This is a genomic window from Pseudooceanicola sp. HF7 (genome assembly GCF_011806405.1).
GTDB lineage: Bacteria > Pseudomonadota > Alphaproteobacteria > Rhodobacterales > Rhodobacteraceae > Pseudooceanicola.
Genome location: NZ_JAATOW010000014.1, coordinates 89,101 through 103,803 on the forward strand (window position 1 = coordinate 89,101; position 14,703 = coordinate 103,803).

Consider the following 14,703-nt stretch of genomic DNA (forward strand, 5'->3'; position numbering starts at 1 on the left):
CTCTGCACCCTGTTCCCTTGCCACGTTCCTTTGCAGCGGCATCTGTCCGCGGCCTTTGTCTGAGGCGGCCGTTTTATGCGGCCCCAATCTTCTGCGGCGGCGCACTTTTAAATGCGTCACCCCATCGCCTCCGCTCCCGTCCCGCCCAGCTTAGACGTGCGCGACCAAATCGTCTGCGATCCTATCCCGCACGATCAAATCGCGGGCGATCAAGTCGGGAGCGATTATATCGCGCCGGACTAAATCGTGCGCGATCCGACCCGCTTCAGCCTTCCGCGCTCAAAGCACCTCGCACACAGATAGCCCATCCGACATGGCGCATGCCGCCCATATAGTCCAGCCGAGCGCCGCTCCTGTCACCGCGCCATGGCCCTCAGGCAAGCGATCGGCGGCCAATGGGCAAGAAGTGAGCAAGGGCGCGATGCCGCGCACGAAACCGACCAAGCAAGGCCTGCGTCGGTCTCCGGCATCCGCGCCATCCGCCCTGCCCCCTCAACCAGCGCTCAGCCCCCGCCCCGTTCAGGCCGGCACGATGAAGGTATGGATTCCGAAAACCACCACCCTGCTCTCTGCCAGCCGCCAGATGGTCTGGCGTTCAGAGCGGTGGTAGGGTGCCTCCCTGTCATAGCGGTGGCTACGCTCCACCTTTTCGCTTTCCGGGTTGAACAGGACCGGCGCGCGATTGCCCAGGAAGTTCGCCCGCCATAGCGGCCGGCCCACCTGCACCCCATCGAGCAAGCGCTGCACGCGCCGCGCCAGCTGTTCGTCGTATTCTTCAACCGGACGGTGGATGGAGACCATGGGCCGCATGAACTTCTCCCGCAGGGTCCATTGCGCCGGAAAACACAGCACCGCGCCGGTCAGCATGTGCTCCGTCATGCCCTCGCGCCGCTCCATGATGCAGAAATCCTCCTGCACCAGGCGCCCCAGCGTGGCCATCGGCGCCTCGGGGAGCAGGGGCACGGTGACGGCATCGGGGCGGGTCACGGACATCTCTTCCACCCGGTAGCCGGGGCGGTCGCGCAGCACGTCAAGCACGGTCGCCAGCAGCTCTTCCGCCGGGGCCCGCGCGCCGGGATCCAGCGCCAGCACATCCTCGGGCCGCGTGGCGATCAGCTCATCGCGCAGGGCCATCTGGCCGGCAAAGGCATCATCCATCAGCAGCCAGTCTGCCGGGTCCATCGGGGCCGTCCCGGGCAGCCGCTCGGGCACCTTGTACGGCAGGGAGGATTGTTTGATCGGGTCCATGCCACCTGTGTATGGCCCGCTTTGCGCCTTGGCGAGCAGGATGTGCGCAAATGAAAAGCGCGCCGCCGTCGCGCCGCCCCTCTCGATCACGATTTCAGCATCGCCACGGTCCGCAACAGGGCGCCCGGGGGCTTTGCCCCCGACGCAGGTCGGCCCCTCGATGGGGGCGGCCTGCGTCCCCCGGAACCGCAAAATCAGGCGCGACGGTAGCTGGTCTGCATCAGGTAGTCCTTGCGCGGGCCACTGACCTTCCAGCTGCTGGACCAATCGGGCCAGGCGGAAAAGTCATAGGTCACCCGGTAAAGATCCGGCGCGCAGTCATGGCGCGCCTGCGGGCGCTCCGCCAAGGGGTCGAAGTCGTGAAAGAAACGCCCGTCGGAAAACCGCACCGCGATCATCGGACCCGCCGCTTGCCAAAGATAGCTGCGCTCCGCCTGCAGGCTCTGCGCCCCGATCCGCATCTCGCCGCGCTCCGTCAGGCGCAGCCCCGCGCCTTCGGGGGCGAACCGCGCCAGGCCCGAAAGCGTCGCATCCTCGCCCAGGGCATTCTCCACCCGGCGGCTGAGGATCCACGTCCCTTCGAAAGCCTTCAGATCCCGCATCACCCCTGCTCTTGTCTTCGCGGCCTTGCCGCCCTGCCCCACAGGCAGTAAAGACCGCGCGACACCGCGTAAAGCCGTTCCAGAGGAGCCCCGCCATGATCCCCCGCTATGCCCGCAAGGAAATGACCGATATCTGGGAGCCCGCGACCAAGTTCCGCATCTGGTACGAGATCGAGGCCCATGCCTGCGATGCCATGGCGGACCTGGGCGTGATCCCGCGTGAAAACGCCGATGCGGTCTGGAAAGCCAAGGACGTGGAATTCGACGTGGCCCGCATCGACGAGATCGAGGCCGTCACCAAGCATGACGTCATCGCCTTCCTGACGCACCTGGCCGAACACGTCGGCTCTGAAGAGGCCCGCTTCGTCCACCAGGGCATGACCTCTTCGGATGTGCTCGACACCTGCCTGAACGTCCAGCTGGTGCGCGCCGCCGATATCCTGCTGGCAGACATGGACAAGCTGCTGGCGGCGCTGAAGAAACGCGCGCTGGAACACAAGATGACCGTGCGCGTCGGCCGCTCCCACGGCATCCACGCAGAGCCGACCACCATGGGCCTGACCTTCGCCCGTTTCTACGCAGAGATGGACCGCAACAAGGCCCGCCTGCAAGCCGCCCGTGAAGAGGTCGCTACCGGCGCCATCTCCGGCGCTGTCGGCACCTTCGCCAATATCGACCCCCGCGTCGAAGAGCACGTCTGCGCCAAGTTGGGCCTTTCCCCCGAGCCGATCTCCACCCAGGTGATCCCGCGCGACCGCCACGCCATGTTCTTCGCCACCCTCGGCGTCATCGCCTCCAGCATTGAGAACGTCGCGATCGAAATCCGGCACATGCAGCGCACCGAGGTTCTGGAAGGGGCCGAGTTCTTCTCCATGGGCCAGAAGGGCTCCTCGGCGATGCCGCACAAGAAGAACCCGGTTCTGACGGAAAACCTGACCGGCCTCGCCCGCCTGGTCCGCATGACCGTGATCCCGGCGATGGAAAACGTGGCCCTCTGGCATGAGCGCGACATCTCCCACTCCTCGGTCGAACGCGGCATTGGCCCGGACGCGACCGTGACTCTGGACTTTGCGCTGAACCGGCTGGCCGGCGTTGTCGACAAGATGCTGATCTTCCCCGACAACATGCTGGACAACATGAACAAGTTCCCCGGCCTCGTGATGAGCCAGCGGGTGCTGCTGGCGCTGACGCAGGCCGGTGTCTCGCGTGAGGCGGCCTATTCCATGGTCCAGCGCAATGCGCTCAAGGTCTGGGAAGAGCGCCTTGATTTCCGTGAGCTGCTGCTGGCGGATGAAGAGGTCGTCGCGGCCCTGGGCACCGATGGCATCAACGAAAAATTCGACATGGATTACCACACCAAGCATGTCGACACGATCTTCACCCGCGTCTTCGGCGAAAGCTGATCGCGCGCGATAGATCGGTTGAAACGGGGCGGCTCCTTGGGGCCGCCCTTTTTCGTTGCCCCTACGCCTGCTTCGGGATTGCCTGTTCGCCCCCACAGGGGAACGCCACGACCGCGGCAAAGCCTGCGCCGCTAAAGCCTTTCTTCACCCTTCCCTGATTATCTGCCCCCAACCAAGAACGAGGGGAAAATGGGTAATCTGACGCCATTGGCACAGCTCTCTCCGCCCGCGCCCGTCATCCCGGGCCAGCTGACGCGCAAGCAGAAGGCGGCGATCATCGTCCGTCTGTTGCTCAACAGCGGTGCCGACCTGCAGTACAAGGATTTTCCTGAGGAAATGCAGGAAGAGCTGACCTTCATGCTGGGCACCATGCGCCACATCGACCGCGACACGCTGGGCCAGGTGGTGGATGAATTCGTCGAGGAACTGGATAGCCTGGGCCTGACCTTCCCCAAGGGGCTAGCCGGGGCGCTGACGATCCTGGATGGCAAGATCAGCCCCCATACCGCCGCGCGCCTGCGCAAGGAAGCCGGCGTGCGCCAGACCGGCAATCCCTGGGAACGGGTCAGCAGCCTGGATATCTCAAAGCTGCTGCCCATCGCGGAAAATGAAAGCATCGAAATCGCGGCCGTCATGCTGTCCAAGCTGGACACCGGCAAGGCCGCCAAGCTCCTGTCGCTCCTGCCCGGGCCGCGGGCGCGTCGCATCACCTACGCGGTCTCCCTGACCAGCGGCATCACCCCGGACAGCCTGGACCGCATCGGCCTGTCGCTGGCCGCCCAGCTGGACAACCAGCCGGAATCGGCCTTCGACCAGGGGCCGGTGGAACGGGTCGGCGCGATCCTGAACTTCTCCACCGCCGCCACGCGCGACGATGTGCTGGAGGGGCTGGATGAAACCGATGCGGCCTTCGCCGAAAAGGTCCGCAAGGCGATCTTCACCTTCACCAACATCCCCGCCCGCGTGGCTCCCCGCGACGTGCCCAAGGTGGTACGCGGCGTCGATCAGGTGGTGCTGGTCACGGCCCTGGCCGCCTCTACCGATCCCGAAACCGCCAAGACCGCAGAATACATCCTGGGCAACATGTCCGCCCGCCTGGCCGACAGCCTGCGCGAAGAGATCAACGACCGCGGCAAGGTCAAGGCCAAGGACGCGGAAGAGGCCATGAACGAAATCGTGGCAGAGATCCGCAAGCTGGAAGCCTCCGGCGACCTGCTGCTGCTCACGGGCGATGATGAGGCCGAAGACGGCTAGAGCGCTTGCGGCTGCTGGCCGGGAGCAGACGGCGACGCTCCCCCTGGGTGGACGCCGCTCAGTTGATGGCTAGTGACGGGCCTAAACCAGCTTCGCCCCGGCGCTGCTCTTGCGGCTTCCGCCTCTGTCAGACCGCGCTCCGCCTGTCCTGGGACCCCACCCCGACAGGCGCTGCGACAAGCACGCTGCAATCCGCAAACCCGCTTTACCGGAACGCGTAAACCGGTTCCCAAGCGATCCGCGAAAGGCGAACCTCTACTTTAAGATTTCCCCGCAACTAATTGACTTTCAATGACTCTAAAAGTCAGGCTGGCGACGCAGCCGCGCCACCCATGACGACCCCCACGACCCCGCAGCGCTTGGCGCAGGCTATGGACTTGCCCTGGCACGCCCCCTAGTCTGCGTCCGGTTCCGGCCCGGCTTTCAGACTCCCGGCCCTTTCCAGCCAGGATCCTGCCCCATGTCCAACAATGCCCGCGCCATCATGCTGATGATCATCGCGATCGTCTGCTATTCCTCCATGGACGCAACGGCCAAGTCCATCGCCGAGGATACCAATACCGTCATGGCGCTGTGGGCGCGCTACGCGGGCTCCACCCTGGTGGTGCTGGCGCTGACCTGGCGGCGGCTGAGCCAGGTGGTGCGCTCGCGCTATCCGGTGATGCAGGCGGTGCGCGGGGCCTTCCTGCTTTGTGCCACGGCAAGCTTCTTCTCCGGGCTGCAGTTCCTGGGGCTGGCGGAAAACACCGCGATCATGGACCTGAACCCGGTGCTGATCACCCTGGGCGCGGCGCTCTTCCTGGGCGAAAAGCTGGGGCCCCGGCGCATCGCGGCGATTTCCGTAGCACTCGTGGGCGCGCTGATCATCATCCGCCCCGGCTCCGGCGTCTTTACCTGGCACGCGGTGCTGCCGTTCATGGCGGCCTGCTGTTATACCGGCTTCTCTCTGATCACCCGCCACATGGGCGACCGAGAAGATCCCTGGACCTCGCTGCTTTACGGGGCCGGCCTGGGGGCGGTGATCGTCACGCTGATCCTGCCGGGCTACTGGCAGATGCCGGGGCTGGCGACGGCCGCCAAGATGGTGCTTCTGGCCGGGCTGGGCACCGTGGCGCAGCTGCTGCTGATCCGTGCCCTGTCGATCGGCGAGGCCGCCATGCTGGCGCCCTTTGCCTATGTCGGCCTGATCAATGCCACGCTCCTGGGGGTGGTGATCTTCGGTGAGTACCCGGACCTCTGGACCATTGTCGGTGCGCTTGTGATCGTCGTGGCCGGTGTCTATGTATGGCACCGCGAAACCCGCGCGGGGCAGCAGACCGCCCTGCCCGCGCAGGCCAAGACACCGCCGGAAGGGCTCTGACAACCATGCAGCCAAGCGACCTGCCACCACGCGACCGCGTCGGGTACTACATCGTGAACCTGCTGTTGACCGGCCTGATCAAGCTGGCGCTGGCGCTGCCCTACAAGACCCGCGTGCGCTTCATGGGCTGGCTCTTTGCCCATGTGGTCGGCCCGCTGGCCGGCTGGAACACGCGGGTGCGCGACAACCTTGCGCTGGTCTGGCCGGACCTGCCCGAGGCGCGCGTGGGTGAGCTGGAGCGCGGCGTCGCGGACAACGCCGGCCGCAGCCTGATCGAGATGTATTCCTCCAAGGAACTGCGCCGGGGCGACTGGTGCAAGGTCATGGAAGGCCCCGGCGTCGCCGCCTACGAGGCCGCGCGCGCCAAGGGCCAGCCGATCATCTTCGCCTCGGCCCATTTCGGCAGCTACGAAGAGGGGCGCGCGCTGCTGACCCGCTCCGGCAGCCCGGCGGGGGCGCTCTACCGGCCGCTCAACAACCCCTATTTCGACCGCCACTATGTCTCGGCCCTTTCGGTCGCGGGCACGCCGCTGTTTGCGCGCGGGCGACGGGGCCTGGGAGAGATGGTGCGCCACCTGAAGGGCGGCGGCAATGTCGCCATCCTGCTGGATCAGCACATGGGCACCGGGGCCGAGCTGACCTTCATGGGACATCGCGCCTATACTTCGACCTCGCCCTTCGAGATCGCGGAGCGTTACGGCGCCCTGGTCATCCCCTGTTTCGCCATTCGCCAGCCCGATGGGCTGAGCTTCCACCTCTGGATCGAGGAGCCGATCCCCTCCATGGCACCGGAAGCGATGGCACAGGCCTATAACGATACGCTGGAGGCGCTGGTGCACCGCTATCCCGAGCAATGGCTCTGGGTCCACCGGCGCTGGAAAGAAGCGGGCTGAGAAGGGCTGCTCCTGAAAGTCCGGGGCTTGCGCCGGCGGCCGGGTGCGGGGGGGCTTTGCCCCCCACGAAACAGGGGGGCTCGATGCCCCCCTGTTTCGTTCCCCCCAGAGTTTTTCGACAAGAAGAAAGAGGGACCGGGCGTGCGGTGTGTGTGGGGGGCGGCGCGTTGGACCGGGGTGGCGGTGCGGGCGTAATTACGGCAAGCGGATGGCGCCTTCGATCGGGCCATGGCCCAGGCGTTGCAGCAGGATGGCGCCGGGCAGGTCGGCGTCGCTGTTGAAATCGATCTGCAACGTGCCCTGCCCGTCCCATTCGCCCAGGTCCGCCCAGCTGGCGACGGTGTTCATGTAGGTGATCTCTGCGCCCGCGTTCTCGCCGCGTTCGATATGGACGGTCTGGACCGGGCGGTAATGGATCAGCTGGACAGTGAGCGGCGCGGGGCTGGTGCTGCCGGGCCGCTGTTCGCTGGCGATCAGGCGGTAGCGGCCCTCGCCCTGCACATCGACCTCGAGCGTATATGCATCAGGGCGGTCCTGGTGCAGGTCGATGTAATCGGCCAGCTGCATCGGATGGGTGCCCTTGAGGAAGCTCGATCCGCCCACGATCATCTGCGGCGTGTAGATCATCCGCTTGCCGCGCGCCTGGGCATAGGCCTTCTGGCGGTTGGTGAAGGCGGGATCTGCCAGGCTGTCCTTCCAGCCCAGGTAATCCCAGTAATCCACGTGCATGGCCAGCGGCAGCACGTCCTCGCGCCCGACCAGCTGGCCGATCAGCGCATCCGCCGGCGGACAGGAGGAGCAGCCCTGAGAGGTGAAGAGCTCCACCACCACGGGTGAGCTTGTCTGCACCCCGGTCCCGACCGGGTCCGCCTGGGCGGTGCCGGCGCTCCAGAGCGGCCAGGTCGCCGCAAGGCCCGCCATCAGCATCGCTGTGCGCCGTCCGATCATCCCCAGGTCTCCGCTTGTTTCGTCACCCCGTGAGACTTAGCCAAGCCCGTCCGGCTTGGCCAATCAAGGTTTTGCGAGAGCGTCGTCATTGACGCGACCGTGATTTTTTCCCAACGGTTCCGTATTGCAACAGCCGATGTGGCCGGCGCAACCAGGCGGCGAGTGCGGGCCGGGGCGCCATCCCGGTTGGCTTGGATGGAGGGGCGTGTTTCACGGCTTCCGGCGGAGGCTCCGCCGCGGCCGGGGCATCGCGCCTGCCCTGCCCCGCAAGGCTTCGGAGCGAAGCGACTCACCCCGGTTTGCAGGTGCTTTCCCCTTTGCGTTCCGGCATCGCCGCTTTTCCCGGCAGCCCTGTGCAGGGGTGCTGCACAGCCTGTCAGCGCGCGCGCCCGGGCGGGGAAAGCACGACTTTGTGCACAAATGTATACTAAAATCTCCGCGAGGCCCTTGATCGCCATCCGGCAATGGGGCAGAAGCGGTGGCAGCATATACCCCCTCATTCATCTCGGAAGGGAGCCATCTCCATGCCAATCCAAGTCGGACAGGATACCGCCAAGACGCGCAAGACGCTGACGGTCGGTGACAAGAGCATTTCCTATTATTCGATCCCCGCAGCCCAGGAGGCCGGGCTTGGTGACTTTTCCAAGCTGCCCGCCGCCCTGAAGGTCGTGCTGGAGAACATGCTGCGCTTCGAGGACGGCAAGACCGTCTCCGTCGACGACATCAAGGCCTTCGCCGAATGGGGCGCCAACGGCGGCAAGAACCCGCGTGAGATCGCCTATCGCCCGGCCCGCGTGCTGATGCAGGACTTCACCGGCGTTCCCGCCGTGGTCGACCTGGCCGCCATGCGTGACGGCATCCTGGGCCTTGGCGGCGACGCCAAGAAGATCAACCCGCTGGTTCCCGTCGACCTGGTCATCGACCACTCGGTCATGATCGACGAATTCGGCAACCCGCGCGCCTTCCAGATGAACGTGGACCGCGAATACGAACGCAACATGGAACGCTACCAGTTCCTGAAGTGGGGCCAGACCGCGTTCGAGAACTTCCGCGTCGTGCCCCCCGGCACCGGCATCTGCCACCAGGTGAACCTGGAATACCTGTCCCAGACCGTCTGGAGCGACACCGACCAGAACGGTGACGAAGTCGCCTATCCCGACACGCTGGTCGGCACGGACTCCCACACCACCATGGTCAACGGCGCCGCCGTCCTGGGCTGGGGTGTTGGCGGGATCGAGGCCGAGGCCGCGATGCTGGGCCAGCCGATCTCCATGCTGATCCCCGAGGTCGTCGGCTTCAAGCTGACCGGCGCCATGGTCGAAGGCACCACCGGCACCGACCTGGTTCTGAAGGTCGTCGAGATGCTGCGCGCCCATGGCGTTGTCGGCAAGTTCGTCGAATTCTACGGTGAAGGCCTGGACAACCTGCCCCTCGCGCAGCGTGCGACCATCGCCAACATGGCGCCCGAATACGGCGCCACCTGCGGCTTCTTCCCGATCGATGACGAGACCCTGCGCTACCTGCGCCAGACCGGCCGCGACGAAGACCGCATCGCGCTGGTCGAAGCCTACGCCCGGGAAAACGGTTTCTGGCGTGAGCCGGGCTATGATCCCGTCTATACCTCGACGCTGGAACTGGACATGGGCGACATCGTTCCGGCCATCTCCGGCCCGAAACGCCCGCAGGACTACGTGGCCCTGACCAACTCCGCCAGCGCCTTCAAGGACGTCGTCGCGGACTTCCGTGGCCTGGACATGTCCGACCCGGCCGAGGACATGGCCGCAGAGGGTGGCGACACCGCCGTTGTCGAGAAGCCGCTGATCAAGTCCGCCCCCGTGGACGGCGAAGACTACGAGCTGAACGACGGTTCCGTCGTCATCGCCTCGATCACCTCCTGCACCAACACCTCCAACCCCTACGTGCTGATCGGCGCGGGCCTTGTCGCCAAGAAGGCGCATGAGCTGGGCCTGGACCGCAAGCCCTGGGTGAAGACCTCGCTCGCGCCCGGTTCCCAGGTGGTGACGGAATACCTGGATGCCGCCGGCCTGACCGAGCATCTGAACGCCGTCGGCTTCAACCTGGTCGGCTATGGCTGCACCACCTGCATCGGCAACTCCGGCCCGCTGCAGCCCGAGATCTCCAAGGCGATCGCGGACAACGACCTGATCGCGACCTCCGTTCTTTCGGGCAACCGGAACTTCGAAGGCCGGATTTCCCCGGACGTACGCGCCAACTACCTGGCCTCTCCGCCGCTGGTCGTGGCCTATGCGCTGGCCGGTGACATGAACATCGACATGGCCAACGATCCGATCGCCCAGACCCCGGACGGCAAGGATGTCTACCTCAAGGACATCTGGCCGACCGACGAAGAGATCGCCACCCTGGTCGAGAAGGTCGTGACCCGCGAAGCCTTCCAGTCCAAGTATGCCGACGTCTTCAAGGGCGACGAGAAATGGCAGGGCGTGGAAGTTTCGGGTGCCGAGACCTACGACTGGCCGGCAAGCTCGACCTACATCCAGAACCCGCCCTACTTCCAGGGCATGGGCAAGGATGCCGGCACGATCCAGGACATCGAAGGCGCCAAGATGCTGGCCATGCTGGGTGACATGATCACCACGGACCACATCTCTCCGGCCGGGTCCTTCAAGGACACGACGCCCGCGGGCAAGTACCTGATCGAGCGCCAGGTTCCCGTGCGCGAGTTCAACTCCTACGGCTCGCGTCGTGGCAACCACGAAGTCATGATGCGCGGCACCTTCGCCAACATCCGCATTAAGAACGAGATGCTGGACGGCGTCGAAGGCGGCTACACCAAGGCGCCGGGCGGCGAGCAGACCTCGATCTTCGATGCCTCGATGGAATACCAGGAGGCGGGCACGCCGCTGGTCATCGTGGGTGGCGAACAATACGGCGCGGGCTCGTCCCGTGACTGGGCGGCCAAGGGCACGGCCCTGCTGGGCGTCAAGGCCGTGATCGCGGAAAGCTTCGAGCGGATCCACCGCTCCAACCTGGTCGGCATGGGGGTCATTCCCTTCGAGTTCACCGGTCAGGACAGCCGCAAGTCGCTGAAGCTGACGGGGGATGAGACCTTCACCATCCTGGGCCTTTCGGACGTGACCCCGCTGCAGGAGGTGCCCTGCACGATCACCTATGCCGATGGCACCACGAAGGAGATCACGCTCAAGTGCCGGATCGATACGGCGATCGAGAAGGAATACGTCGAGCACGGCGGTGTTCTGCACTACGTGCTGCGGGACCTGGCGAAAAGCTGATCCCGGCGGAGCGTCGTCGCTCAACCCTTTTCGGTTGAGCGCGGGACAGAGACAGAAAGGGCCTCCCGTTCGGGGGGCCCTTTTTCGTGCGGGCGGGGGCGCGCTCTGCGGGCGCGCCGGGGGGCTCTGCCCCCCACGCAGGCCGCCCCCTCAATGGGGGCGGCCTGCGTTCCCCCCGGAGTTTTCCGGCAAGAAGAAGGATACCCCCTGGGGTAAGGTTTTCCCGACTGAGGGAAAGCCGGCCCGGGTGCTAAGCTGTGCCATGGCGCGCACCGGGGCCTTCGGCCCTGGAGAGGCGCGGTGTCATCTAAGCCAGGGGGCGAAACGATGGAGTGCATTCAGGCAGCCGAGACCATGGAACGGATCTATGCCGGGACCGATCATCCCGACGTGGTGGAGCAGATCGATCTGAACGGGGTCCAGGCGGTGTATCTTTCGGACGGGACCCTGGTGATCCCGGGCACCAACGAGCCCTCGGACTGGACCCGGTTCAACTTCAACCTATTCGGGGATGCCAGGCATGGCTTTGCCACCCTCACCGGGGACAGTGGCACCGCCTGGCATGCGGGCTTCCTGGCCCATGCGCAGATGGTCTATGCCTTTGCCAAGCCGCTGAAGCCCCGCTGCATCATCGGGCATTCCCTGGGCGCCGGCTCCGCGCAGATTGTCGGCGCCTCGCTCAAGGTGCCCACCATCGCCTTTGCAGCCCCGCGCCCGCGCCGCCACAACAGCCGGCTGGCGGGCGAAGACCATGTGCTGAACATCTGCCGCACCGATGACACGGTCTGCCATGTGCCCTTCAACTTCCTGGGCTTTCGCCACGTTGGCGGGACCTCCTGGATCAGCCCCGAGGTGGTGAACGAGGGCGAGGATCACCGGATCGCCAATTACCTCGACCTCATGCGCGATCCGGTGCTGTCGCGACGCATGCCGAAGACCTGGCCCCTGTGACCTAGAGCTCGTGACAGGCGCGACCACGGGCTTGAACGGGGCGCAGAGGGCACGGCAAGCCGCCTGCTGAGCCGCCCGCCGCGCCCTAGTTCCCCGCCGCGGCCTTCTGCAGCGCCGGGGTGATCGTGCTTTCCAGCACCCTTTGGGTGATCGGGCCCGCGAAGCGCTCCACGATCCGGCCCTCTCCGTCGATCACGAAGGTCTCCGGCACGCCGTAAAGGCCCCAGTTCAGCCCGATCCGGCCGCTTTCATCCGCGCCGACGGCCGCATAGGGATCGCCCAGCTCTGCAAGAAAGCCAAGCGCCGCATCGGGCTTGTCCTTGTAGTTCACGCCGTAGATCGGGATGTCGCGCTGCTCTGCCAGGGCCATGAGGTTGGGATGTTCCACCCGGCAGGGCGCGCACCAGCTGGCCCAGAAATTGACCAGCTTGACCTCTCCGTCGCGCAGGGTGTCCTCGTCGAACAGCGGCAGATCCCCCAAGCTTGTCACCGGCACCTCCGGCGCGGCCTTGCCGGCCATGGCGGTGGGCAGCTGGTCGGGATCTTCCCGTTGCATCCCGATGAAGAAAAGCCCCGCCAGCCCGGCAAAGATCACCGGAGGCAGCACCATCAGCGGCTTAAAGCCCATGTTTCACCCGTTCTTCCACGGCGCGCAGCTGCGCCTTCATCCGTCGCGCCCGCCACAGGCTCAGCGCCACGATCCCGCCGATCAGCACAAGCGAGACGCCATAGGCGCTCAGCACCGTGCCGGCATATTTCCCAAGATCCACCATCATCCCATCCGCTCCCGTGCCAGGAGGGCCCGCATCCGGCGCGCGCGGATCTCCGTCTGGGTGCGCAGCAGCACCAGCGCGACGAAGAGCAGCACGAAGCCCGCCATGCAGACGAAGAGCGGCGCGGCAAAGACATTGCTGACCCGCTCCTGCGTATCCCCGGCAATCGCCCCGGCGCGCATGACGCTGGCGCCCTGGTGCAGGCCCTGGTTCCAGAAATTCACCGCGTAACGGCTGAGCAGCGCAAAGACCGAGCCCACGATGCAAAGGATCGCGGTCAGGTCGGCGGCGGTGTCGTCATCCTCCACCGCGGCCCAGAGCGCGCTGTAGCCGAGGTAGAACAGGAACAGGATCAGGAAAGAGGTCAGCCGCGGATCCCAGGCCCACCAGGTGCCCCACATGGGCTGGCCCCAGATCGCGCCCGTCGCCAGGGCGATCACCGTCATCACGGCCCCCACGGGCGCCGCCGCCCGGGCCGCCAGGGCGCTTACGTGATGGCGCCGCACCAGCCAGATCAGCGAGGCGACCAGCATCATCGCCCAGGCGTTGATCGCCATCATGGCCGCCGGCACGTGGATGTAGATGATCTTGACCGTGCTGCCCTGCCGGTAATCCTCCGGCGTGAAGAAGAACCCCCAGACCAGGCCGACCACCAGCGCTGCCACCGCCCCCCAGGCGATGACAGGCAGGACCCGGTCGGAGGTCTCGATGAATTTCTTCGGATTCGCATATCGCCAGATCGAGGCCATGTCCCCTCCTACCCCCATTGTCCCGTCTTGCCTCTTGTCACGTCTAGACCCTCGTCACGTCGCTTGCGCCCCTCCTAGCCCAATCGTTGGGCCGGGGCAGTTCACATTATCGCAGGTTGACCCGCAAGACCGCGGCGCTGGCAAAGGGCAGCAGCGCGATCGTACCGCAGGTGATCCCGCCCAGCAGCGCCAGCGGCGTGGCCACCGAAAGCCCCTCGGCCCCGCGCCGCGCAACCTCCGCACCGAAGATCAGCGTGGGCACGTAAAGCGGCAGCACCAGAAGGCTCATCAGCAGGCCGCCGCGCTTCAGCCCCACGGTCAGCGCCGCGCCGAAGGTGCCGATGGTCGAGAGCGCCGGCGTGCCCACCAGCAGGGAGAGCACCAGCCACAGGTAGCCCGGCCCGGCCAGGTTCATCAGCACGCCAAGCGCCGGGGCCACCACCACCAGCGGCAGGCCCGTGGTCAGCCAATGGGCCAGCCCCTTGATCGAGACCACGGCCTCCAGCGGCAGCGGCGCGGTGGCCAGCAGATCGAGCGAGCCGTCCTCGTAATCCAGCGCCAGGATCCGGTCCAGCGACAGCAGGCAGGACAACAGGGCGCCCACCCAAAGCATGCCCGGCGCGATGCTGGACAGCAGCGCCCCCTGCGGGCCCACGCCAAAGGCCACCAAGGCCACGAGGATCAGGAAGAAGACCAGGCCCAGGCCAAAGCCACCCCCGGCGCGCAGCGCCAGCCGCAGGTCCCGGATCAGAAGCGCGCTCACAGGAAGGCCTCGTCAAAGGCATCCGGCTCCGGCAGCCGGGCGCGGAAAGGCGCCACATCCAGGATCCGCGCCTCCGGCAGGCCAAGATCGATATGGGTTGCAATCACCGCCAGCCCGCCACCCGCCAGATGCGCCCGCACGGCACGCGCAAAGAGCGCCACGGAGTCCTCATCCAGCGACACCGTCGGCTCGTCCAGCACCCAGACCGCGCGCCCACAGACCGCCAGCCGCGCCAACCCCAAGCGTCGCTTCTGCCCGGCAGACAGGGTGCCCGCCCGCCGCTCGGCCAGCTCCCTCAGCGCAAAGCCGTCAAGGGCGTCCTCTAGCCCCGCCTGGGCATGAACGGCGGCCCAGAACGCCAGGTTCTCCTGCACCGTCAGTTGCGCCTTGATGCCATCGGCGGGGCCGGAATAGGCCCCCTGCTCGCGATCCAGCGAAACCCGCCCCGCCCGCGCCGGCTGCAACCCGGCCAGCGTGCGCAGCAGCG

14 protein-coding genes are annotated in these 14,703 nt (G+C 66.2%); 6 read left to right on the plus strand and 8 right to left on the minus strand.

The window, feature by feature from the left end; translation table 11 throughout:
* Positions 1-519: 519 nt before the first annotated feature.
* Together HCZ97_RS10370 and HCZ97_RS10375 are read right to left on the minus strand one after the other, a co-directional pair.
* Positions 520-1,248: a DUF3445 domain-containing protein gene (locus tag HCZ97_RS10370; protein ID WP_167688633.1), complete on the minus strand. Its 729-nt coding sequence runs from the start codon at positions 1,246-1,248 to the stop codon at positions 520-522.
* 194 nt (positions 1,249-1,442) lie between these two features.
* Positions 1,443-1,850 carry a DUF6314 family protein gene (locus tag HCZ97_RS10375; protein WP_167688634.1) on the minus strand — a complete coding sequence of 136 codons (408 nt, stop codon included), beginning with the start codon at positions 1,848-1,850 and terminating at the stop codon, positions 1,443-1,445.
* 95 nt (positions 1,851-1,945) lie between these two features.
* Here HCZ97_RS10375 and purB point away from each other — a divergent pair, with 95 nt between their 5' ends.
* The 4 genes from purB to HCZ97_RS10395 all read left to right on the plus strand — a co-directional run bounded on the left by purB (position 1,946) and on the right by HCZ97_RS10395 (position 6,760).
* On the plus strand, positions 1,946-3,253 hold the full coding sequence (purB, locus tag HCZ97_RS10380; protein WP_167688635.1) for an adenylosuccinate lyase: 1,308 nt from the start codon (positions 1,946-1,948) through the stop codon (positions 3,251-3,253).
* A gap of 189 nt (positions 3,254-3,442) precedes the next feature.
* Positions 3,443-4,507, plus strand: coding sequence for a flagellar motor switch protein FliG (locus HCZ97_RS10385; protein ID WP_167688636.1), 1,065 nt, complete (start codon positions 3,443-3,445; stop codon positions 4,505-4,507).
* Between the two features lie 460 nt (positions 4,508-4,967).
* On the plus strand, positions 4,968-5,867 hold the full coding sequence (locus tag HCZ97_RS10390) for a DMT family transporter (protein WP_167688638.1): 900 nt from the start codon (positions 4,968-4,970) through the stop codon (positions 5,865-5,867).
* A gap of 5 nt (positions 5,868-5,872) precedes the next feature.
* Complete coding sequence (locus HCZ97_RS10395; protein WP_167688639.1) at positions 5,873-6,760, plus strand: lysophospholipid acyltransferase family protein; 888 nt, start codon at positions 5,873-5,875, stop codon at positions 6,758-6,760.
* A 195-nt stretch (positions 6,761-6,955) separates the two neighbouring features.
* On the opposite strand, the gene HCZ97_RS10400 is transcribed toward HCZ97_RS10395, so the two are convergent.
* Positions 6,956-7,708 (minus strand): thioredoxin family protein, encoded by a 753-nt coding sequence (locus HCZ97_RS10400; protein ID WP_167688641.1) that lies wholly within the window; start codon positions 7,706-7,708, stop codon positions 6,956-6,958.
* Positions 7,709-8,232: 524 nt separating this feature from the next.
* Here HCZ97_RS10400 and acnA point away from each other — a divergent pair.
* Both acnA and HCZ97_RS10410 read left to right on the plus strand, forming a co-directional pair.
* On the plus strand, positions 8,233-10,980 hold the full coding sequence (gene acnA / locus HCZ97_RS10405; protein WP_167688642.1) for an aconitate hydratase AcnA: 2,748 nt from the start codon (positions 8,233-8,235) through the stop codon (positions 10,978-10,980).
* Between the two features lie 327 nt (positions 10,981-11,307).
* Positions 11,308-11,931 carry a hypothetical protein gene (locus tag HCZ97_RS10410; RefSeq protein ID WP_167688643.1) on the plus strand — a complete coding sequence of 208 codons (624 nt, stop codon included), beginning with the start codon at positions 11,308-11,310 and terminating at the stop codon, positions 11,929-11,931.
* 85 nt (positions 11,932-12,016) lie between these two features.
* Here HCZ97_RS10410 and HCZ97_RS10415 read toward each other — a convergent pair whose 3' ends face one another.
* The 5 genes from HCZ97_RS10415 to ccmA form a co-directional block, all read right to left on the minus strand.
* Positions 12,017-12,559 (minus strand): DsbE family thiol:disulfide interchange protein, encoded by a 543-nt coding sequence (locus tag HCZ97_RS10415; RefSeq protein ID WP_254871461.1) that lies wholly within the window; start codon positions 12,557-12,559, stop codon positions 12,017-12,019.
* Positions 12,549-12,707 (minus strand): heme exporter protein CcmD, encoded by a 159-nt coding sequence (gene ccmD, locus HCZ97_RS10420; RefSeq protein ID WP_167688644.1) that lies wholly within the window; start codon positions 12,705-12,707, stop codon positions 12,549-12,551. Before ccmD ends, HCZ97_RS10415 begins: the two co-directional genes overlap by 11 nt.
* Complete coding sequence (locus tag HCZ97_RS10425) at positions 12,704-13,453, minus strand: heme ABC transporter permease (protein WP_167688645.1); 750 nt, start codon at positions 13,451-13,453, stop codon at positions 12,704-12,706. Before HCZ97_RS10425 ends, ccmD begins: the two co-directional genes overlap by 4 nt.
* A 106-nt stretch (positions 13,454-13,559) precedes the next feature.
* A complete protein-coding gene (ccmB, locus tag HCZ97_RS10430; protein ID WP_167688646.1) occupies positions 13,560-14,216 on the minus strand; it encodes a heme exporter protein CcmB in 657 nt (218 codons plus the stop codon).
* Positions 14,213-14,703 (minus strand): heme ABC exporter ATP-binding protein CcmA (gene ccmA, locus HCZ97_RS10435; protein ID WP_167688648.1); only part of this gene is annotated, 491 nt, incomplete at its 5' end. The genes ccmB and ccmA, both read right to left, overlap by 4 nt.